The organism is Methylorubrum subtropicum (assembly GCF_038442325.1).
Classification (GTDB): Bacteria; Pseudomonadota; Alphaproteobacteria; order Rhizobiales; family Beijerinckiaceae; genus Methylobacterium; species Methylobacterium subtropicum.
Window position 1 is genome coordinate 191,899 of the sequence record NZ_JBBXMW010000009.1, and the last position, 21,355, is coordinate 213,253.

16 protein-coding genes are annotated in these 21,355 nt (G+C 70.1%); 8 read left to right on the top strand and 8 right to left on the bottom strand.

What is annotated here, in order from left to right; genetic code table 11:
* Positions 1 to 232 precede the first annotated feature (232 nt).
* From cysN to AAHG03_RS14750, 3 genes are read right to left on the bottom strand one after another with little or no spacing between them, the layout of a single operon-like run.
* On the bottom strand, positions 233 to 1,636 hold the full coding sequence (cysN, locus tag AAHG03_RS14740) for a sulfate adenylyltransferase subunit CysN (protein ID WP_342151430.1): 1,404 nt from the start codon (positions 1,634 to 1,636) through the stop codon (positions 233 to 235).
* Entirely contained in the window at positions 1,636 to 2,565 is a 930-nt protein-coding gene (cysD, locus tag AAHG03_RS14745) for a sulfate adenylyltransferase subunit CysD (RefSeq protein WP_342151431.1), read from the bottom strand. The genes cysN and cysD overlap by 1 nt, the downstream gene beginning before the upstream one ends.
* The gene (locus AAHG03_RS14750) at positions 2,565 to 3,374 is read right to left on the bottom strand and encodes a phosphoadenylyl-sulfate reductase (RefSeq protein ID WP_342151432.1); all 810 of its coding nucleotides are present in this window, start codon (positions 3,372 to 3,374) and stop codon (positions 2,565 to 2,567) included. The genes cysD and AAHG03_RS14750 overlap by 1 nt, the downstream gene beginning before the upstream one ends.
* 237 nt (positions 3,375 to 3,611) lie before the next feature.
* Between AAHG03_RS14750 and AAHG03_RS14755 the strand changes: the two genes are divergently transcribed.
* The 4 genes from AAHG03_RS14755 to AAHG03_RS14770 all read left to right on the top strand — a co-directional run bounded on the left by AAHG03_RS14755 (position 3,612) and on the right by AAHG03_RS14770 (position 8,581).
* A complete protein-coding gene (locus tag AAHG03_RS14755; RefSeq protein WP_342151433.1) occupies positions 3,612 to 4,115 on the top strand; it encodes an Lrp/AsnC family transcriptional regulator in 504 nt (167 codons plus the stop codon).
* A gap of 112 nt (positions 4,116 to 4,227) precedes the next feature.
* Complete coding sequence (locus AAHG03_RS14760; RefSeq protein ID WP_342151434.1) at positions 4,228 to 6,009, top strand: diflavin oxidoreductase; 1,782 nt, start codon at positions 4,228 to 4,230, stop codon at positions 6,007 to 6,009.
* A 183-nt stretch (positions 6,010 to 6,192) separates the two neighbouring features.
* Positions 6,193 to 8,025, top strand: a complete 1,833-nt coding sequence (locus AAHG03_RS14765) for an NADPH-dependent assimilatory sulfite reductase hemoprotein subunit (protein ID WP_342151435.1) — start codon at positions 6,193 to 6,195, stop codon at positions 8,023 to 8,025.
* Between the two features lie 130 nt (positions 8,026 to 8,155).
* Positions 8,156 to 8,581 carry a hypothetical protein gene (locus AAHG03_RS14770; protein ID WP_342151436.1) on the top strand — a complete coding sequence of 142 codons (426 nt, stop codon included), beginning with the start codon at positions 8,156 to 8,158 and terminating at the stop codon, positions 8,579 to 8,581.
* Between the two features lie 6 nt (positions 8,582 to 8,587).
* Here AAHG03_RS14770 and panC read toward each other — a convergent pair whose 3' ends face one another.
* Positions 8,588 to 9,454 (bottom strand): pantoate--beta-alanine ligase, encoded by an 867-nt coding sequence (gene panC / locus AAHG03_RS14775; RefSeq protein ID WP_342151437.1) that lies wholly within the window; start codon positions 9,452 to 9,454, stop codon positions 8,588 to 8,590.
* Positions 9,455 to 9,829: 375 nt separating this feature from the next.
* On the opposite strand from panC, the gene AAHG03_RS14780 reads away from it, so the two are divergent.
* The 3 genes from AAHG03_RS14780 to AAHG03_RS14790 all read left to right on the top strand — a co-directional run bounded on the left by AAHG03_RS14780 (position 9,830) and on the right by AAHG03_RS14790 (position 13,579).
* Positions 9,830 to 12,331, top strand: a complete 2,502-nt coding sequence (locus AAHG03_RS14780) for a TonB-dependent receptor (protein WP_342151462.1) — start codon at positions 9,830 to 9,832, stop codon at positions 12,329 to 12,331.
* Positions 12,332 to 12,639: 308 nt separating this feature from the next.
* A complete protein-coding gene (locus AAHG03_RS14785) occupies positions 12,640 to 13,044 on the top strand; it encodes a penta-EF hand family protein (RefSeq protein ID WP_342151438.1) in 405 nt (134 codons plus the stop codon).
* Between the two features lie 175 nt (positions 13,045 to 13,219).
* On the top strand, positions 13,220 to 13,579 hold the full coding sequence (locus tag AAHG03_RS14790; RefSeq protein ID WP_342151439.1) for a hypothetical protein: 360 nt from the start codon (positions 13,220 to 13,222) through the stop codon (positions 13,577 to 13,579).
* A gap of 107 nt (positions 13,580 to 13,686) precedes the next feature.
* On the opposite strand, the gene AAHG03_RS14795 is transcribed toward AAHG03_RS14790, so the two are convergent.
* The 3 genes from AAHG03_RS14795 to AAHG03_RS14805 form a co-directional block, all read right to left on the bottom strand.
* The gene (locus AAHG03_RS14795; RefSeq protein WP_342151440.1) at positions 13,687 to 15,228 is read right to left on the bottom strand and encodes an undecaprenyl-phosphate glucose phosphotransferase; all 1,542 of its coding nucleotides are present in this window, start codon (positions 15,226 to 15,228) and stop codon (positions 13,687 to 13,689) included.
* A 74-nt stretch (positions 15,229 to 15,302) separates the two neighbouring features.
* On the bottom strand, positions 15,303 to 16,547 hold the full coding sequence (locus AAHG03_RS14800) for a glycosyltransferase family 4 protein (protein WP_412759748.1): 1,245 nt from the start codon (positions 16,545 to 16,547) through the stop codon (positions 15,303 to 15,305).
* 194 nt (positions 16,548 to 16,741) lie between these two features.
* Positions 16,742 to 17,320: a polysaccharide biosynthesis/export family protein gene (locus tag AAHG03_RS14805; protein WP_342151464.1), complete on the bottom strand. Its 579-nt coding sequence runs from the start codon at positions 17,318 to 17,320 to the stop codon at positions 16,742 to 16,744.
* Positions 17,321 to 17,499: 179 nt separating this feature from the next.
* On the opposite strand from AAHG03_RS14805, the gene AAHG03_RS14810 reads away from it, so the two are divergent.
* A complete protein-coding gene (locus AAHG03_RS14810; RefSeq protein WP_342151441.1) occupies positions 17,500 to 19,788 on the top strand; it encodes a GumC family protein in 2,289 nt (762 codons plus the stop codon).
* 243 nt (positions 19,789 to 20,031) lie between these two features.
* Here AAHG03_RS14810 and AAHG03_RS14815 read toward each other — a convergent pair whose 3' ends face one another.
* Positions 20,032 to 21,222, bottom strand: a complete 1,191-nt coding sequence (locus AAHG03_RS14815) for a GNAT family N-acetyltransferase (protein ID WP_342151442.1) — start codon at positions 21,220 to 21,222, stop codon at positions 20,032 to 20,034.
* Between the last annotated feature and the right edge of the window lie 133 nt (positions 21,223 to 21,355).

Sequence of the window (21,355 nt, forward strand, 5' to 3'; positions counted from 1 at the left end):
CCTGAGGTGCGAAGCGTAGCGTAGCCTCGAAGGAGGGCTCCAGAGGTCGCGCGAACCACTGGAGCCCTCCTTCGAGGCCCGCTTCGCGGGCACCTCAGGATGAGGGGTTTGGATAGGAGATGCCGGTCGAGCGGCGCATCGGCGATGGCGCGCAGCGACCGTCTCCGACTTCACGAAGCGCTGCGGGCAAAAAAGACCCTCCCCGGCCATCGGGCCGAGGAGGGCGTGTCGATCAGCCGCCGAACAGGCGCTTGAGGCCGGCGAGCAGGCCGCCGGTGCGGGCGGGCTCCGGCGTGGCGGTGGCGGCCGGGGCGGCCTCCGTCCGGGCCGGGGCGGCGGAGGCCTGGACGAGGCCCAAAGCCGCCGTGTCCGTGGTCTCGCGGTCGATCAGGATCAGGCTGCCGGTGTCGCGGTTGTCGAGGTAGGCATCCACGGCGATCTGGCGGTCGAGCTGGAGCGTCACGTCGCCGATGTCGTTGACGGCGAGCCGGTCGGTCGCGTCGGGCTGTCCGGTCTCGGGGTCAATCCGGCGATGCACGGCGGCGACGCGGGCGTTGACGACCTGCGTGCCGACCTTGGCCCACAGCTCGGCGCCCGTCGTCAGCTCGCTCTCGGCGGCCCAGAACAGACGCACGTCGAGGCGGTCGGTCAGCGTCAGCGGCGCGTCAGCGGTGGCGATCACCGCGCCGCGGGAGGCGTCGATCTCGTCGGCCAGCACCAGCGTGACCGACTGGCCCTCGCTGGCGCGGTCGAGATCGCCGTCGGCGGTGAAGATGCGCGCGACCGTCGAGGATTTGCCGGACGGCGCGACGGTGACGCGATCCCCCGGCGCCACCGAGCCGGAAGCGATCAAACCGGAAAAGCCCCGGAAATCGGAGTTCGGCCGGTTGACCCATTGCACCGGCAGACGGAAGGCGGCGGCGCGCTCCTCCGACTTCACCGGCACCTCTTCGAGGTAACGCAGCAGCGGCACATCGGTGTACCAGGGTGCGGCAGCGCCCGGCAGCACGACGTTGTCGCCGTTCTTGGCCGAGAGCGGAATCGCCCGCACTTCCGCGAAGTTGAGCGGAGCGGCAAAGGCCTGGAAGCCGGCGACGATCTCGTCGAAGCGGTTCTGCGACCAGCCGATCAGGTCCATCTTGTTGATGGCGAGCGCGACCCGGTGGATGCCGAGCAGCGAGACCAGCAGCGCGTGGCGCCGGGTCTGGCGGGTCAGGCCGTGGCGAGCGTCCACGAGGATCACGGCGACATCGGCCGTCGAGGCGCCGGTCGCCATGTTGCGGGTGTACTGCTCGTGGCCGGGGGTGTCGGCGACGATGAACGAGCGCCGCTCCGTCGAGAAGAAGCGATAGGCGACGTCGATGGTGATGCCCTGCTCGCGCTCGGCCTGGAGGCCGTCCACCAGCAGCGCCAGATCGACCTCGCCGCCTTGCGTGCCGTGCTTGCGCGAGTCGCGCTGGAGCGCCGTCACCTGATCGTCGAAGATCTGCTTGGTGTCGTGCAGCAGGCGGCCGATCAGGGTCGACTTGCCGTCGTCCACCGAGCCGCAGGTGATGAAGCGCAGCACTTCCTTGGATTGGTGCGTGCGCAGGAAGGCGTCGTAGCCGAACGCCTCGGGAGACTGATGGATGGTCATCAGAAATAGCCCTCCTGCTTCTTGCGCTCCATGGCGCCGGCGCCGTCCTTGTCGATGACGCGGCCCTGCCGCTCCGAGGTGCGGGCCGCCAGCGTCTCGCCGATGATCTCAGGCAGCGACGCGGCCGGGCTTTCGACCGCGCCGGTCAGCGGGTAGCAGCCGAGCGTGCGGAACCGGACCTGCCGCATCTGCGGGGTCTCGCCCGGCTCCAGCGGGAAGCGGTCGTCATCGACCATGATGAGTTGGCCGTCGCGCTCGACCACGGGGCGCTCGGCGGCGAAGTAGAGCGGGACGATCGGGATCTTTTCCTGCTCAATGTAGAGCCAGATATCGAGTTCGGTCCAATTCGAGAGCGGGAACACGCGGAAGCTCTCGCCGCGCCGCTTCTTGAAATTGTACAGGTGCCACGGCTCGGCGCGCTGGCGCTTGGGGTCCCAGCGGTGCTGGCCGTTGCGCAGGGAGACGATGCGCTCCTTGGCGCGCGACGCCTCCTCGTCGCGGCGGGCGCCGCCGAAGGCCGCGTCGAACTTGTGCTTGTCGAGCGCCTGACGCAGGGCCTGCGTCTTCATCACGTCCGTGTGCACCTCGGAGCCGTGGCTCACCGGGCCGATGCCCTTGGCGAGCCCGTCCTGATTGGTGTGGACGATGAGGTCGAGGCCGAGTTCCTTCGCGCGCTGGTCGCGGAAGGCGATCATCTCGCGGAACTTCCACGTGGTGTCGATGTGCATCAAGGGGAACGGCAGCCGCCCCGGCGCGAACGCCTTGAGGGCCAGATGCAGGAGGACGGAGGAGTCCTTGCCGATCGAGTAGAGCATCACCGGGTTCTCGGTCTCGGCGACCGTCTCGCGGAAGATGTGGATGCTCTCTGCCTCGAGACGCTGCAGATGCGTCAGGCGGGTGCGCGCGGGCGCGGCGACGGCGGCGCTCATCAGACCAGTTCCCTTCTCGATTCGCGTGAGGTCGCGGCGCCTGCGGGCTCCTCGAAAGCGGCGGCTTCCTGTCCGGGAACCACGTCGGCTTCGGGGGCGTGCAGGTGCAGGCCGCACTCCTTCTTGGATTCCTGTTCCCACCACCAGCGGCCGGCGCGCTCGTCCTCGCCGATCTTCACCGCGCGGGTGCAGGGGGCGCAGCCGATCGAGGGGAAGCCCCGGTCGTGCAGCGCGTTGTAGGGGATGAAGTTTTCGCGCACGAAGGCGTCGACTTGTTGGCGCGTCCAGTCGGCAAGCGGGTTCACCTTGATGAGTCCGCGCCCCTCGTCGGCCTCGGCCAGCGGCGTGTCGGCCCGGTTGGCCGATTGCCCGGCGCGCAGGCCCGTAAACCAGGCCGCCGCGCCGTCGAGGGCGCGGCCGAGCGGCTCGACCTTGCGGAAGCCGCAGCAGGCCTGCCGCGCGGCGACCGAATGGCGGAAGCCGTTGATGCCCTCGGCTGCTACGAACTCTTCTTCCGCCACCCGCTCGGGCGCGTAGGCGCGGATGCGGATGCCGTAGGCGGCCTCCGTGTCGGCCCACACGTCGTAGGTCTCGGGGAAGAGCCGGCCGGTGTCGAGGGTGACGATCTCCGTGCGGCCCTTGTTGAGAGCGATCGCGTGGGTGAGCGCCTGATCCTCGATGCCGAGGCTGGTGGTGAAGACGAGCCGACCGGGAATGCGGTCCTCGACGAGGCGGATGCGCCCGCGAAGGTCCAGCCCCGCCATTGCGTCGGCGAGGTCCCCGGCCGCCCGGACGAGGGCAGCGGTCATGTGCGTAAAATCGAATTGCCTGCTTGTCGGAGTTCTGAGATGTTCGCTATAACGAACGCTGTCAAGGCGTCGCACCCGCCACACACGCAAATCCGCGTTGCGGTGCGCGCGTTGCGGCAACGGTCGCCACGGCGGATCGTTGCCCGCTCATAAAAAATTCTTCTCGTTCGGATACCCGAGCGGCACTGCGCCGCCCCGGGCGTCCGGCCCCCTCACCGCCCCTTCGGAGAGGCCACCTTGGACTCGATCGACCTGAAGATCCTCGCGCTCCTGCAGAAGGACGCCACGCTCTCCATCGCCGCCATCGGCGAGCAGGTCGGGCTGTCGCAGACCCCCTGCTGGAAGCGCATCCAGCGCCTCGAAGCCGACGGCGTGATCGACCGGCGGGTGGCGGTGCTGGACCCGGTGAAGCTCGGGCTCGGGCTCACCGTGTTCGTCTCCATCGAGACAGCGGACCATTCCAAGGACTGGCTGGACCGCTTCGCCGACCGCATCGCCGCCATGCCGGAGGTGCTGGAATTCTACCGCATGGCCGGCGACGTCGATTACATGCTGCGCGTCGTCGTGGCCGACATGGCCGCCTACGACACCTTCTACAAGAACCTCATCGCCACCCTGCCGCTCAAGAACGTGACCTCGCGCTTCGCGATGGAGAAGGTGAAGTCCACCACCGCGCTTCCGCTGCCCGCGCCGCCCCCGCGGGGCCGCGCCGAGCCGCGACTCGCGGTGGTCGGAGAATAAACTTTCTTTTTGCGCCGCAACGACAGACAATCTCTTCTCTCCGGCGAGCGTTCTTTAAAACGGACATCCCTCCGTTGACAGCGGCGCCCGGCCGGACGACATGGCACCTACGATGTCCAAGACAGCACTCCTCCCCCGCACCGCCCCGTTCGGCGATCAGGAGCGGGCCCATCTCGACGCGGCGCTGGGCGCCGCGACGCCGATCCAGCGGGCGTGGCTCACGGGCTTCCTCGCCGGCCTCGACGCGGCCGCGGGCCAGCCCGCCGCCGCGACGGCAGCAGCCCCGGCCGCGCCGCCCAAGGCCGCCGAGCCGCTGACGATCCTGTTCGCCTCCGAATCGGGCAATTCCGAAAAGCTCGCGGGCGATGTCAGCAAGCTCGCACGCAAGCAGGGCTTCAAGCCGAAGGTGGTCGATTTCGCCGAACTCGACCTCGCGACGCTGCCCAAAGCCGGCAAGCTCGTCGCCATCGCGGCGACCTGGGGCGAGGGCGAGCCCCCCGCCCGCGCGGTGCGGGCCTATGGCGAGCTGATGGGCGACGGTGCGCCGCGCCTCGACGGCGTCGAGTTCGGCGTGCTGGCGCTCGGCGACACGAGCTACGCGGAGTTCTGCGCCATCGGCAAGGCGCTGGACGCGCGCTTCGAGGCGCTCGGCGCCAAGCGCGCTTACGACCGCGCCGACCTCGACCTCGACTTCGAGAAGCCCGCCGCCGACTGGATCAAGGGCGCGCTCAAGGCGCTGGCCCCGGCGGAGGCGCCCGCGGGCAACGTCGTCGCCGTCGATTTCCGCGCCGCGGGCGGCGAGGACGAGGAAGCCGAGGTCAGCCGCGATCCGGTCGTGGTCGAAGTCATCGACCACGTGAACCTCAACTCCTCGCGCTCCGACAAGGAGACGATCCACCTCGCCCTCGAATTCGAGGACGGCGCGCCGGCCTACGAGCCCGGCGATTCGCTGGAGATCTTCCCCGAGAACGATCCGCAGCTCGTCGAGGACATCCTCAAGGCCGCGGGCCTCTCGGGCGACGAGGCCCTGCGCAAGGCGCTGCTTTCGGAGCGCGACATCACCACGCTCTCGGTCACGACCATCGAGCGCTTCGCCAAGGCCACGGGCCACGCGGACGCTAGAGAATTCGTGGAGAGCGGCGAGGCGAAGGCCTGGATCGAGGGTCGCCACCTGATCGACCTGCTGGAGCGCTTCCCCGTCACGCTCACGGCCGACCACCTCAACACCGTGACCCGGCCGCTGCCGCCGCGGGCCTATTCCATCGCGTCCTCGCGCAAGGAAGTCGGCGACGAGGTGCATCTCACCGTCGCGGCCGTACGCTACGAGACCCACGGCCGCGCCCGCTCCGGCGTCGCCTCGGTCCACGTCGCGGATCGCATCAAGAACGGCGCCAAGCTGCGGGTCCGGGTGAAGCCGAACAAGCACTTCCGCCTGCCCTCGGACCCCGCCACCGACATCATCATGGTCGGCCCCGGCACCGGCGTCGCCCCGTTCCGCGCCTTCGTGCAGGAGCGCCGCGCCACCGAGGCAACCGGTCGCTCGTGGCTGTTCTTCGGCGACCGCCACTTCACCCACGATTTCCTGTACCAGCTCGAATGGCAGGACGCGCTGGAGGACGGCTCGCTCGCCAAGATCGACGTCGCCTTCTCCCGCGACCAGCCGGAGAAGATCTACGTGCAGGACCGGATCGACCAGCACGCCGCCGAACTGGTGGAATGGCTCGACGGCGGCGCTCACTTCTACGTCTGCGGCGACGCCAAGAACATGGCGAAGGACGTTCACGCCGCCGTGGTGCGGGCGTTCCAGACCGTGAAGGGCCTGTCCGCCGCCGACGCGGAGGCGCATGTCGCCGGGCTGGAGCGGGCCAAGCGCTACCAGCAGGACGTTTACTAGCACGGGTTTCCCTCTCCCCTCTGCGGGAGAGGGTGGCCCCGAAGGGGTCGGGTGAGGGGCACCCGGCTTCTGGAGATTTCACGTCGCGTGCGGCCAAGCGGCACCGTCGCTCCCCTCTCCCGCCTGCTCCGCAGGCACCCTCCCCCGCAGAGGGGGGAGGGTCGAAGCTATCGGATCACCGCCATGGACGACCACAAGCCGATCGACACCCCGGACGGCCCGGCGCTGGACACGCCCGGCTCGGGCGCGCGCCGCTACGACGCGCCGCCGTCCGATCGCCCGATCACCGAGGCCGAAGCGGCGAAAGCCGCCGGGCTCGCCCACAACGAGCACCTGAAGATCGCCTCCGGGTATCTCCGCGGCGGCCTCGCCGACGGGCTCCTCAAGCACGCCACCGGCGCGATCTCCGAGGACGACGGGCAGCTCGTCAAGTTCCACGGCATGTACATGCAGGACGACCGGGATATCCGGGCGGAGCGCACCAAGAAGAAGCTCGAGAAGGCGTTCAGCTTCATGATCCGCCTGCGGATCGCGGGCGGCGTCGTCACGCCCAAGCAGTGGCTGGCGCTGGACGAGATCGCCACCACCTACGCCAACGGCACGCTCCGGGCGACGACGCGCCAGACGTTCCAGTATCACGGCGTCATCAAGTCGAACCTCAAGCGCACTATGGCGGCGATCGACGCGGTGCTGCTCGACACCATCGCGGCCTGCGGCGACGTGAACCGCAACGTCATGGCCGCGACGAACCCGGCGCAGGCAGGAGCCCACAAGGCGGCCTACCAGCTCGCCAAGGACATCTCCGACAGCCTGCTGCCGAAGACCAACGCTTGGCGCGAGATCTGGCTCGACGGCGAGCGCGTGGTCGGCGGCGAGGACGAGGTCGAGCCGGTCTATGGTAAGACCTACCTGCCGCGGAAGTTCAAGACCGTGGTCGCCGTGCCCCCCTCCAACGAGGTCGACATCTTCGCTCACGATCTCGGCTTCATCGCGATCCTCGACAAGAAGAATAAGGTGACGGGCTGGAACGTTACGGTCGGCGGCGGCATGGGCATGACCCACGGCGAGCCCGACACCTTCCCGCGCACCGCCGACGTAATGGGCTTCTGCAAGCCGGAAGACGCGCTCAAGGTTGCGGAAGCCGTGATGACGGTCCAGCGCGATTGGGGCAACCGCAAGAACCGCAAGAACGCCCGGCTCAAATACACGATCGAGCGCTTCGGCCTCGACGCGTTCCGCAGCGAGGTCGAGACCCGCATCGGCAAGAAGCTGGGGGCCCCGAAGCCCTTCACGTTCGAGGGCAACGGCGACCGCTACGGCTGGGTCGAGGGTGACGACGGGCGCCACCATCTCACGCTCTACGTGCCGTCGGGCCGCATCAAGGACGTCGAGGGCGGTCCCCAGTTCCTCACGGGCCTGCGCCGCATCGCCGAGGTGCACGAGGGCGATTTCCGGCTGACCGGCAACCAGAACGTCATCATCGCCAACGTGCCGGCCGAGAAGCGCGCCGAGATCGAGGCGCTGGTCGATCAGCACGCCATGACCAAGGGCGCGGGGGCGCTGCGCCGCAACTCCATGGCCTGCGTCGCGCTGCCGACTTGCGGCCTCGCGCTCGCCGAGAGCGAGCGCTACCTGCCCGACCTGCTCACCGAGTTGGAGGAGAGCCTCGCCAGCCACGGCCTGGAAAACGACGAGATCACGATCCGCTCGACCGGCTGCCCCAACGGCTGCGCCCGGCCCTTCATCAGCGAGATCGGCCTCGTCGGCCGCGGCCCCGAGCGCTACCACCTCTACCTCGGCGCCGCCTTCGACGGCTCGCGCCTGAGCAAGCTCTACCGCGAGGACGTGACGGCGGGCGAAATCCGGGGCGTGCTCGACCCGCTGTTCGCGGCCTACGCGAAGGACCGGCAGGCGGGCGAGCGCTTCGGCGACTTCGTCATCCGCGCCGGCTACGTCGCCAAGACGACGAACGGACCGGACTTCCACGAGCGCACGGGGCCGGTGAAGGCGGCTTGATCGAAGGAACGACAGGACCCGCCCGTGATCGGAACGTGGGTGGGTCCGGCGCTTGCCGGTGCCGCTGACCTCGTCCAAACTCGACCGAGGGTTCGGTTCGCGAGTCTTCGGCGGGGTTAGGCGACAGGTCATGACCGACGACATACCCGGCTCGCACGGACGCGGCCCGCGCCGGCTCTATCTTCGTCGTGCCGCCGCACCGCGCGAGGCGGGGGGCGAGACAGGGCTATCCTCGCCGCAGAACAACCTCATCCTGCGCCAACTCCAGGGGCTTCGAAGCGAGAACAAGGAGTTCCTGGAGCGGCATGTCCGCGACCGGGAACTGCTCATCCGGCTCTCCGAGCGTATGGAACTCGGGTTCGAGCATATCCGCACGGACATCAAGGAGTTGCGCCACGAGGTGAACGACCTGCGCTCCGACATGGTGTTGCTGGAGAACAAGATCCTCAACGGCCAGAACGAGATCCTCGATATCGTCCGGCGGATCGACGCCGCGGAGGAGGCCGAGGCGTTCGAATTGGTCGAACTCGACGACGACGCCGCAACGCCCCGGTAGACGCCCTCACGCCTGCGCGGCCGGCACCACCGCCACGTTGTCGATCAACCGCGTGCTTCCGAGGTAGGCCGCCGCGATCACCCGCGCCGGGCGCTCGACCCGCGTGACGGGGCTCAGCGTGTCGGCGTCGCGGAGTTCGAGATACTGCACCGGGCCGAAGCCCGCGGCCTCCAGTTCCGAAATGCCCCCTGCCAGCAGCGGCGCGGCCTCGGCGCCCTCTGCAAGCCGCTCGGCGATGTGCGAGAGCACCGCGTGCAGGCGCGGTGCGGTCGCCCGCTCGGGCGGGGCGAGGTAGCGGTTGCGCGAGGAGAGGGCGAGGCCGTCCGTCTCGCGCAAGGTCGGCACGCCTTCGATGGCGACGGGCACGTCGAGGTCGCGCACGACCGAGCGGATCACTTGGAGCTGCTGAAAATCCTTCTCGCCGAACAGCGCCACGTCCGGCCCGACTTGGATAAGGAGCTTCGTCACCACCGTGGCCACGCCCGAGAAGTGGCCGGGGCGAAATGCGCCGCACAGGCCCTCCGCCGCGGGGCCGGGCTCGATGCGGGTGGAAAAACCCGCCGGGTACATCGTCTCGACCGAGGGCAGCCACGCCGCGTCGGCGCCGGCCTGCGCCAGCAGGGCGAGGTCGGTGTCGGTGTCGCGCGGGTAGCGCGAAAAATCCTCGGTCGGGCCGAACTGGGTCGGGTTGACGAAGATGCTGACCACCGCCCGCTGGCCGATCGCGCGGGCATGGGCAACGAGGGCGAGGTGGCCGGCATGCAGCGCCCCCATGGTCGGCACCAGCACGATCCGCTCACCCGCCCGCCGCCACGCCGCGACCTGCGCGCGCAAGGGTTCGAGACGGTCGAAGCGGAGAAGCGTGTCGGACATGGGACGTCTCGTGGGATGGACGAAGGCTGCACAGGTAAGCGGCCCGCGGGGCGGATGCCAGTCGCCGGCACCCGCACGATTCGAAGGCTGACCGAGCTGCCTCACCGCGCGGGGTCGTGGATCGGTCGCGCCGCCCGCTCGAAACATTGCCGAATGTTCCCGAACATAGCTTCCTTTTTGTCCGTAAGTCGTTGTCGGAGCGTGGGAAATATGTTGCCGCAAGGGCACGCCGGGGCGCGAAGCTTGGGCGTTCTCTCATAAATGCCCCGATAGAGGCTGTGGCGCGATTGTGGCGGCGACGCTTCTCGGGTGACAAACGGGCCAAGGCCTCTCGGGTGGGCCAAACACCAAACCAAAAGGGCTCGGGGAATGAGTTTGCGAGTGCTGCGCGGCAGCCTGATCGCATCGGTGGCGCTGCTGCCGGGGCAGGTTCTGGCCCAGCAGGCCGTGACGCTGGACGAGATCAGCGTCGTCTCGAACACGCCCGTCGCGGCGCCGCGCCGGGTTGTCACCGCGCCGACCGCCTCGGGCGGCATCCGCGAACTGACCGTTCTCGACGGCATCGACCGCAACAAGGTCGCGCACAACACCAGCGTGCTGACGGCCAGCGACGTGAACCGCGTCGGCTTCCCGAGCGTGGTGCGCTCCCTCGACGAGCGGGTCGCCTCGATCAGCATCAACAACGCGCAGGGCAACCCCTTCCAGCCGACGATCACCTATCGCGGCTTCGAGGCCTCGCCGCTCGGCGGCTCGCCGCAGGGTGTCGCGGTCTACGTCAACGGCGCGCGCTTCAACACCTCGTTCGGCGACACGGTGCAGTGGGACCTGATCCCCGACATCGCGGTCGACCGGATCGAGCTGGAGGGCTCCAACCCGGCCTTCGGCCTCAACGCGCTCGGCGGCTCGCTCGCGGTGTCGCTCAAGAACGGCTTCACCTACCAGGGCAGCGAGATCAACCTGCTCGGCGGCTCGTTCGGCCGCGGCGCGGTGGCGTTCCAGCACGGCCAGCGGGTGGACAACGTCGCCCTCTACGTTGCGGGCAACAAGCTCGGCGAGTCGGGCTGGCGCCGCCACTCCCCCTCGCGCCTCAACCAGATCTACGCCGACCTCGGCGTGCTGGCCGAGAAGGGCGAGTTCCACTTCAACGTGATCGGCGCGAGCAACAGCCTCACCGGCAACGGCACCGCCCCGGTCGAGCTGCTCCAGACCAAATACAACGACGTCTTCACCTATCCCGACCAGACCAAGAACGACTTCCTGCGCTTCCAGCTGTCGGGCAACTACGACATCACGCCGACCATCAGCGTGCAGGGCAACGCCTATTACGGCCTGTTCAAGCAGCGCACCGCCAACGGCGACGCGGCGGACGTGGAGAACTGCGAGGCCGACCAGCGCTTCCTGTGCTCGGAGGGGGCCGACGACGAGCAGTTCTTCCTGCGTGACCGCACCGGCAACCGCGTGCTGGCCAGCAGCGTCCGCACCTTCAACTTCGGCGCGGTCAACCCGGCCTTCGCCGACCGGTTCGACGAGGGCGGCCCCTACGCCTTCCTCAACCAGACCCGCACCAACACCGACAATTTCGGCGCCACGATCCAGACCACGGTGCGCGAGACGCTGTTCGGCCTGCCGAACCGCTTCGTGCTCGGCGGCTCCTACGACGGCGGTCGCACCCGCTTCAACGCCGACAACTCGATCGGCGGCCTGACCGCCGACCGCGGCTTCTCGCCCCCCGGCACCATCGTCTCCAGCGACGACGGCATCATCACCCCGGTCTCGGTGCGCACGTCGAACGATTACGGCGGCATCTACTTCTCGAACGTCACCGACCTGACCGACCGGCTGACCCTGACGCTGCAGGGCCGGTTCAACATGGCCCACATCGTGCTGAAGGATCAGATCGGCACCGCGCTGAACGGCGACCACTACTACCAGCGCTTCAACCCCGGCATCGGCGCCACCTACAAGATCATCCCGGACTACCTCAACGTCTACGGCGGCTACTCCGAGGCCAACCGCGCCCCGACGCCGGCGGAGCTGTCCTGCGCCGATCCGCAGGCGCCGTGCTCGCTCACCAACTTCTTCGTCGGCGATCCGCCGCTCAAGCAGGTCAAGGCCCGCACCGTCGAGGCCGGCATCCGCGGCCGCATCCCGCAGCCCGACGAGTGGTTCGGCGGCATCCTGTCCTACAAGGCGGGCTTCTTCTCGACCCGCAACGACGACGACATCCTGTTCGTGCCGGCCCCCGACACGATCGGCCGCGCCTATTTCCGCAACGTCGGCTCGACCAAGCGGCAGGGCGTCGAGGCGAGCCTGTTCTACACCGCGCCGACGTGGTCGGCCTTCGTCGACTACGCCTATGTCGATGCGACCTTCCAGTCGCCGATCGAACTCGCTGCGCCGGGCAACCCGTTCAACAGCGAGGGCGGCGACGAGGGCGGCCTCGTGCAGGTCCGTCCGGGCAACCGCCTGCCCGGCGTCGCGCCGCATCAGGTCAAGTTCGGCTTCAACTATCAGGTCACGCCGGAATGGCGCATCGGCGCGCTCGGCCGCTTCGCCACCGGCAAGTTCCTCGTCGGCGACCCGTCCAACCTGAACAAGACCACCGGCGACTATGCGGTGTTCGGCTTCAACACCTCCTACCGCGTGACCGAGAACATCGAGATCTACGGCTACGTCGAGAACGCGCTGAACCGCCGCTATTCGACCTTCGGCACCTTCTCGCCGGTGGACGAGGTTCCGATCATCGCGGTGCCGAACGCCTCGATCAACCGCAGCCTCGCGCCCGGCGCCCCGATCGCGGCCTTCGGCGGCATGCGCATCCTGTTCGCTCCCCCGCCGCCGGCCGCCCCGATCGAGCCGCTGGTCCGCAAGGGCTGAGCCCATACATCCGGGACGGCCTCGGCCGTCCCGGCGACGAAGATCGACCGTTCGAGAAGCGCGGCGCCGGGCCCCCGGCGCCGCGCTTTTTCGTGCCGCTACCCCTCGCCGGCCGCATGCAACCGTCCGGGATCGGACACGTTCCTCTGGGAATCCCGCCCGCACCGATTGCCAAATCGTCCCGGGCGAGTTACGCAAGGAAGCAGGCCGGGACGACGGGTGCGCGAGGCGCGCGACCGTTTCCCGCCAGCCCGTTTGCCGACCCGCCCGGTTCGCGCCGGGCTCCACGACTAGGAGACTGATCCCCCATGGCGTTCCGCCCCACCCACGTCGCCCTTCTCGCCCTCGCGCTCGGCGCCGCCGCCCCGGCCTTCGCCGCCCCGTCGATGACCAAGGTCGACGTCGCCGCCTTCGATCCGGACAAGGACGGCACGATCGATCTCAAGGAGGCCCAGGCCGCCGCCTCCGCCGCCTTCGACAAGCTCGATCCGGATAAGGACGGCACCCTCGACGCCAAGGAGTTGAAGGGCCGCATGAGCGAGGCCGACCTGAAGCAGTTCGACCCGGACAGCGACGGCACCCTCGATAAGAAGGAATATCTCGCCGCCGTGGCCGCCCAGTTCAAGGCCGCCGACCCGGACAACGACGGCACCATCGACGCCAAGGAGCTGTCGGGCCCGGCCGGTTCGGCCCTCGTCACGCTGATGCGCTAAAACCGAGCAGCCGCTCGACGAGGGGGCGCGGACCGCGAGGTCCGCGCCCTTTTTCATGCGGGCAGGCGCGCCGGGGGCGTAGCGTCGCAGGCCGGAAACTTCTCCTCGGTTCGACGGCTTTCTGGGCACCCGGTCGGCTTATGCGCCGGCCTTCGCTCCCCGGAGACAGCACCTGATGCGTATCGCCCTCGGCCTGCCGGCCGCTCTCGCCTTCCTCGTGGCGGCCGGCCCCGCCCTCGCCGTGACCTGCAAGGACGACATCTCCGCGGTCGAGCGGCGGCTCAACAGCGCCGGGGCCGAGATGGTGACCGGCAAGGAGCCGCCCGGCGGCCCGACCAGCTCCAACTCGCCGATGGCCCTCGACAAGCCGCCGGAGGGCAAGCCGTCCGACCCCTCCACCAAGCCGACCAAGGCCGGCGTGGAGGAGGCCCGCAAGCTGCTCGCCACCGCCAAGGAGCAGGACAAGGCCGGCAAGGAGACCGAGTGCCAGAACACCATGACGAAGGTGAAGGAGGCGGCGGGCGCGCTGCCCTAACCGGTTCGTCGTTCGCATGAGAAAAGCCCGGAGCCGTGAGGCTCCGGGCTTTTTTGTTTTGCAGCCCCGTTGTCAGCCCCTCCCCGTCATTGCGGCGGGCAGGAACCTCAATACGCGCTGTCGGTCTTGAACAGGGCCAGCGGCGTGGTGGCGAGAATCTTCAGGTCGAACAGGATCGACCAGTTCTCGATGTAGTGCAGGTCGTGCTCGACGCGGCGCTGGATCTTTTCGCTGGTGTCGGTCTCGCCGCGCCAGCCGTTGATCTGGGCCCAGCCGGTGATGCCGGGCTTGACCTTGTGGCGGGCGAAGTAGCCGTCCACCACCTGATCGTAGAGGGTGTTGGCGGCCTTGGCCTGGAGGGCGTGCGGGCGGGGGCCGACGAGGGACAGATCGCCGCGGATCACGTTGAAGAGCTGCGGCAACTCGTCGAGCGAGGTCTTGCGGATGAAGCGCCCGACCGGGGTCACGCGGGAATCCGTCTTGGTGACGAGGCGCGCGGCGCCGGCATCGCACTGATCGACGTACATCGAGCGGAACTTGAACACCTCGATCAGCTCGTTGTTGAAGCCGTAGCGCTTCTGCCGGAACAGCACCGGGCCGGACGAGGTGAGCCGCACCGCCAGCGCCACGCCGAGCATGACGGGCGAGAGCGCGAGCAGCAGGCCGAGGCCGACGAAGCGGTCGAACAGGCCCTTGGTGATGACGTCCCAATCGGCCAGCGGCTTGTCGAACACGTCGAGCAGCGGCACGGTGCCGAGATAGGAATAGGCGCGCGGGCGCAGGCGCAGCTTGGTCGCATGCGCCGAGAGGCGGATGTCGACCGGCAGGACCGAGAGCTTGGCCAACATCTGCAGGATGCGGGCTTCGGCCGAGATCGGCAGGGTGAACACCACGAGATCGACGCGGTTGCGGCGGGCGAAGGCGACGAGGTCGCTGACGTTGCCGAGCTTGGGATAGCCCGCGACGTGGTCGCTGGCGCGCTCGTCGCCGCGGTCGTCGAACACGCCGACGATGCGGATGCCGCTGTCGGGGCCGGCCGCGTGCAGCGCGCCGATCAGTTCCTCGGCGACCGCGCCGCCGCCGACGATGGCGGTACGCCGGTCGAAGCGCCCGCGCGACATCTGCACCCGCACGAAGGCGGAAAGCGCCGAGCGGCCGAGCATCAGCGCGGCGAGGCCCGCGGCGAAGAAGCTGATGAGCCAGATCCGCGAGTAATGGTCGGACACCTTGGCCAGCACCATCGCGCCGGCTACCATCAGGAAGGCGAGCGACCAGCCGGTGACGAGCTTGAGCCCGGTCTTGGGTAGGTGGCGGAAGGCGCCGATGCGGTAGCAGCCCGCCGCCTGGAACAGGCCGACGGCCGCGACCGCGACGGCGAAGATGGCGGCGGGGTAGCGCGGGGCGAGCGGCACCTTACCGTGGAGCAAGGCCACGTGCAGGGCGAAGCCGATCAGCACGAGCCCGCCGAACTCGGCGAGCCGGACGCAGCCGGCCAGCACCACCGGCGACAGCCAGGGGCTCGCGGGCGGCAGGGGGGCGAGGTCCGGCGCCTCGCCGGCCTCGCCGAGGGCGAGCGGCGGCGGCACCGGGGTCGGGGCGCCGGCTTGCCCGGCCACCTTCAGCAGATCGCGGACGTCGATGGCACTCATGGCGGACTTATCCCAATGGGGAGGCGCGGGATTTCTTTGAAGGTTCGGGAGCCGGGACGGCTCCCGCGGGCGGATCAGGCCGTAGCCGGGGCGGGCTGCACGGCGGCGGGGCGGGCGGCGAGCGCGGCGGCGTAGCCGCACAGCACGTCGGCCCCCATGCGGTTCATCGAGAAGCGGGCGCGCACCGAGTCGCTCAGAGCCTTGGCCCGCCCGTCGCGGGTCTCGGCCGGCTCGTCGAGGATGCGGGCGATGGCCTCGCTCAGCGCCGCGACATCGCGCGGCGGCACGAGGCCGCCGGAGAAGGCGCCGAAGATCTCGGGGATGCCGCCGACATTGGTCGCCACCAGCGGCTGGCAGGCGGCGGCGGCCTCCAGCACCACGTAGGGCAGCGACTCGGCGAGCGAGGGCACCACCATCACCCGGCCGCGGCCGAGCACCGGCCGGATCGGCTGGGGCGGCTCGAAGGCGATGGCGTCGCGCACGCCGAGTTCGTCGGCCATCGCGGTCAGGCTCTCGGTGTCGGGCCCGGAGCCGACCATCAGCAGGCGCAGGCGGCGGCCCTCGGTCTTGAGGCGCGAGAGCGCCATCAGCAGGAACGGCAGGCCCTTGGCCTCGCGCAACTCGCCGACATAGACGAGGTCGAACGCCGCCGCGACGGTGCCGACGGGCTCGAACTCGGACTCGGCGATGCCGTTGTGGACGATGCGGGCGAGGCGCTCGGGCCCGCCGGCATAGGCGCGATGGCGCGCGGCGACGAACTCGCTCTCGAACAGGAACACGTCGGTGGTGCGCGCGAGCTGCCGCTCGATGCCCATGTAGAGCCGGTGCAGCATCGTGCCGGGGCGGTAATTGTAGCTGCCGCCGTGGGGCGTGTAGGCGCGGATCGGCCCGTTCGCGACGGGGCAGAGCCGGGCATAGACGCCGCCCTTGGCGCCGTGGCCGTGCAGCACGTCCGCCGCGACCGCCCGCACCCGCGCCCGCACGCCCATCAGCGCGGCGGCGTCGGAGACGGGATGCGGGTTGCGCCGCATCGGCAGCCGCACGACGCCGAGCGCCAGATGCGGCGCGAGTTCGGCCAGCGCCCGCTCGGCGCGCTCGCCGCCGGTGTTGGCGTCGCAGACGATGCCGACCCGGTGCCCCGCCGCCGCCTGGATGCGGGTGAGATCGACCACGTGCCGGAACAGCCCGCCGACGGGGGCGCGGAAGACGTGGAGGATGCGCAAGGATTCCCCCGTCCGGCAGGGCGCGGGCAGATCGAGGGCGAGCGGCTCGGAAACCGGGCGGGTCGGCGCGAGGCCGGGGGCGAGGGAAGCGACCACGGTGGAGCAGTCTCCGCGGGGGGCGGTCCCGAAACGGGCGCCCGATGGCCGGGAGAATTGCGCGCGAGGGGTCAGCGGCGGGTTAAGGGAACCGGCGCAATGCCGACTCACCGGCCGCCGGGGGCCGCTGGGCCCGTGTTTTGTACGGTTGGGTTAGGCTTCGGTGAACGTTGAGCGCCGACCGCCCCCGCCTCTCAGAAAAACCGCTCCTTGATCACGATCGTGTCGCCCGGCCGCACCGGGTAGGACATCGGCACGATGCCGTTGATGAGCCCGCCGGGCCCGTCGCGGGTCAGCACGGCGTAGTCGCGGGCGGCGCGGGGGCCGAAGCCCGCCGCGATCGCCACCGCGGACTCGACCGTCATGCCGTTGACGTAGGGGTACTGGCCCGAGGTCGTGACCTCGCCCAGAATGTAGAACGGCCGGTAGGCATCGACCTCGACGGTGACGTGCGGCTCGCGCACGTAACCCGAGGACAGCTTGCCCTCGATCGTCCGCGCGGCCTGGGCCGTGCTCTGCCCGCCGACCTGCACCGTGCCGATCAGCGGCATGGCGATGCGCCCGGCCCCGTCGACGGCGTAGATGTTCGACAGGTTGTCCTGCCCGAAGACGATGACCCGCAGCTTGTCGCCCGCGGCGAGCGTGTAGCGGCTGCCGATCGAGCCGGTGCCGGTGGCGTCGAGGTCGGCCGTCCGGAAGTCCGGACGCAGGCAGCCGCCGAGCGCCAGCACGGTCGGAAGGCCGAAGAGGAATGCGCGCCGATGCATCGTCATCGCCGTTATGGTGAATCTCATCTCACCTCTAAACCGCCGTGGTTAATGAACCCTGACGTGCCGAACGAAGACGGCGCCTGAGCCGAATGCCTTAACCTGCGGGAAACCTTAACAGGTTCTATTGAGGCAACAGGGGTCGATTGCCTCGATCCCGGCCCTGCTCTGCGTGAAGACTGCCCATGCCTCGCCTCAGGCCGCCGACCGAACCCGTCGCCGTCAACGAGCGCCCCCGCGCCGCCGGGGACGGGCTGTCGGTGACGCAGATGGCCTCGGTGCTCGGCCGCTCCTGGGCCTGGATCGCGGGGCCGACGCTCGCCGTGGCGCTGGGCGCGGGCGTCTTCGTGCAGGTCGTCGCGCCGCGTTACACCGGCGAGGCCAAGGTGCTCTTGGAAAGCCGCGACCCGGCATTCGCCCGCACCGCGGCCGAGCGCGGCGAGCAGATCCAGCCGATCGACGAGCAGGCGGTGGCGAGCCAGGTGCAGGTGGCGATGTCGCGCGACCTCGCCCGCCAGGCGATCCGCAGCCTCAAGCTCGTCGGCAACCCGGAATTCGATCCGCAGGCCGCGGGCGTGTCGCCGATCCAGAGCGCGCTGATGCTGCTCGGCGTCACCGCCTCGCCGATGGAGCGTTCGCCCGAGGACCGGGTGCTCGACAACTATCTGGAGCGCCTGCTGGTCTATCCGGTCGGCAAGTCGCGCATCCTCGCGATCGAGTTCAAGTCGCGCGATCCGGACCTCGCCGCCCGCGGCGCCAACACGGTGGCCGACCTCTACCTCGCCTCGCTCGCCGCCGCCTCGGTCGACACCGCGCGCTACGCCTCGACGTGGCTCGGCAACAACATCGAGACCCTGCGGGCGCGGGTGGCCGAGGCCGAGGCCCGGGTCGAGGCGTTCCGCGCCCAGAACGGCCTGATCGGCACCGGTTCGGCCGCGAGCCAGCCGCTCTCGGCGCAGCAGCTCTCGGAGCTGTCGAGCCAGCTGACGCAGGCCCGCACCATCAAGGCCGACCTCGCCGCGCGCGCAAAGCTCTTGAAGGACATGATCAAGGACGGGCGCGCCTTCGAGATTCCGGATGTCGCCAACAACGAGCTGATCCGGCGCACCGTCGAGAGCCGCATGACGCTGCGGGCGCAGCTCGCGCTCGAATCGCGCACGCTGCTGCCGGCGCACCCGCGCATCAAGGAGCTGACCGCCCAGGTCCAGGATCTGGAGACCCAGATCAAGGCGGCGGCCGAGCGCGTGGTGCGTACGCTGGAGAACGACGCCAAGATCGCGGGCGCCCGCGTCGAGAGCCTGCAGGCGGCCGTCGACGGTCAGCAGGATGTGGTCGCCAAGGGCAACACCAGCGAGGTGCAGCTGCGGGCGCTCGAGCGCGAGGCGAAGTCGCAGCGCGAGCAGCTCGAATCCTACCTGTCGCGCTACCGCGAGGCCGCCGCCCGCGACGCCGAGAGCGCGACGCCCGCCGACGCCCGCGTGGTCTCCCGCGCGGTGACGCCGGAACTGCCCTCGTTCCCCAAGAAGGTACCGATCGTCGCCTTCGCGACCCTGCTCGCCTTCCTCCTGTCCTCGGCCGCCGTCATCGGCCGGCATCTCCTCAAGAACCCGCCCGCGCCCCGCCCCGCCCGGTTCGAGGCCGAGGACGAGCTGCCGCCGGACCACTTCCCCGAGCCGGAGGGTCCGCGCCGCCGCGCCCCCGAGGCCCCGCCGATGCCGGCCTCGGCCGCGGAGCGGTTCGCCCCGGCGCTCGCCTTCGCCCATTCCCTGCGGGCGACCGCCACCGTCCACCAGCCGATCTTCGGCGGCCCGCAGGGGCTCGCCCCGGTCGCCCCGCTCGGGAACGCGCGGCCGGCCGGCGCGATCGACCTCGACCGGCTGATCGAGCGGCTCGCCACGACCAAGGCCGGCGAGGGCACCTGCATCCTCGTGGTCGAGACCGAACAGAACCGCGCGGATGCCGGCCTCGCCGCCGAACTCGCCCGCTCTTTAAGCCCGCGCGCCCGCACCCTCCTGGTCGATGTCAACGGCGCGCCCGGCGGCCTGTCCGGCCCCGGCCTGACCGATCTGGTCGCGGGCGAGGCCGCCTTCCTCGACGTGATCCAGCCGGTGCGCGGCTCGCGCCTGCACGCCATCGGCCGCGGCCTCACCGAGCGCGAGGTGCTGATGGAGGAGCCGCAGGCGCTCGCCATCGCCCTCAACGCCATGACCCAGAGCTACGACTGGGTGCTGTGCCGCCTCGACGCCGCGGGCTCGGACGCCGGCGACCTGATCTCGGCCTGCGGCCCCTGCGCCGACTCGATCGTCATCGCCTCGAACGAGGCCCCCGACGCCCCCGCGCTCGTCACCCTCTACGGCCTCGCCCGCGAGACCGGCGCCGCCCAGGTCCTCGTCGCCCAGGATCGCGAGACGGCGCCGCGCCGGGCGCAGCGGGACGAGCGGCTGGAAGAGACGCCGCTGCGGCTGTCGGCTTGAGCGGCATACTTTTGCTGGCGGATTGATCGCCGCCGGTTCAGCCGCTCCCCCCTCTCCCCGCACGCGGGGAGAGGGTCGCGACGACCCCGTCGTCGGCGCGACAAGCAGTAGCGAGGGTGAGGGGGCGGAGCCGGAGGAGCCTCTTCCGTCGAGGCCCCCTCACCTTCGGCTGCCGCCTCGCTTCATGCCCCGACGAGGGGGCATGAAGCCCTCTCCCCGCACGGCAGGGAGAGGGGATGCGCCTCATCCCCGCCGCAGCTTCCGCAGCCGTTGCGCCACTGCAAAAAGCCGCGGCGAGCGCTTGATCCGGTGCTTCAGCCGCACCGCACTCCCCGCGGCGACCGCGAAGAGATGGCCCGCCGCGCTCACCGGCACCACCGATTCCACCAGTTCGATGGTCTCGTCGCAGGTCTTGGCCTTGTAGCTCGCCTCGCCGACGCCGAGGTCGAGCGCCCGGCGACCGCGGGCCGATTGATCGCCGATCAGGCGGTGCAGCAGGATCTCGCCGGGGCTGAAGCGGCCGAGCTCCGGATCGGTGTCGAACGAGGTCCACATCCCGCAGAAGCGGTGGGCATCGACCGCGCCGCCGAAGGTCGCGAGCACCCGGCCGGATTCGGTCTCCAGAGCATGCACCTCGATCGCCGGGCCGCGCCCCTCGACCGGCGCGGTGGCAGCCGTGATGAACCGGCGCACCGCCGGTTCGGCATAGGCATCGGTGACGCCGAGCGCGGCGAATCGGGCCGCCTTCTGCGCGTAGAACGCCGCCTGGATGGCTTGCACCTCCGCGACCGTCGCGGCGACGCGGTGGCGCACCGGCCCTAGGGCCTCCACCAGCTTGCGCTCCTTGGCCCGGACCTTTTTCCGCGCGTCGCCGCTGAAGACGCGCTTGAGCGTCGCCCCCGCGTCGGGGCCGAGCAGCAGGCCGTAGGCGTCGCTGGGCGCGGGCTGGCCGCGATGGCTCAGCGGGTTCGGCACCCCGTCCCAGAAGCGCGGCTGGTGGGTGAAGCGAAACGCGTCGATGCCGGCTTGCCGCCCGGCCCGCACCAGCGCCTCGGCCAGTTCCTCCGGGCGCATCGCCGCCGCCTCGCGGGAGGCGAAGAGCGGCATGTGGAAGTTGGCGTGGCGATCCCCGATCACCCGCGCGACCCGCAGGGGCCCGAGCCGCCCGACCGCGAGCGGGATCAGCAGCCGCGGCCGGCCCGCCTCGTCCCGCAGGATCAGCACCCGCGTCTCGGCCGCGATCCCGGCGCCGGCATAGGCCGCGACCCAGTCGAAGCGCTGATACGGCGTCATCAGCGCCGCCGGATCGGCTTCCAGCGCTCGCCACGCGGTCTCCGCCGCCGGCAGATCGGAAAAAATCTCGACCGTGAGGGTGCCGCGGGCGGCGGCCCCCTCGAGCGCGGCCCGACCCAGGTTCTCGGCGAGTGCCGTCATGACGTGCGATCCCGGCTGCGCCCTTGAGGCGAAGGCCCGGACCCTCGCTCCGTTTCCCTCAAGCGTCGGTTATTGCGCGCAATCGATCTGTCGCGATGGGTAACGAATGCTTGTCGGGCTTGGCCTTAGGATG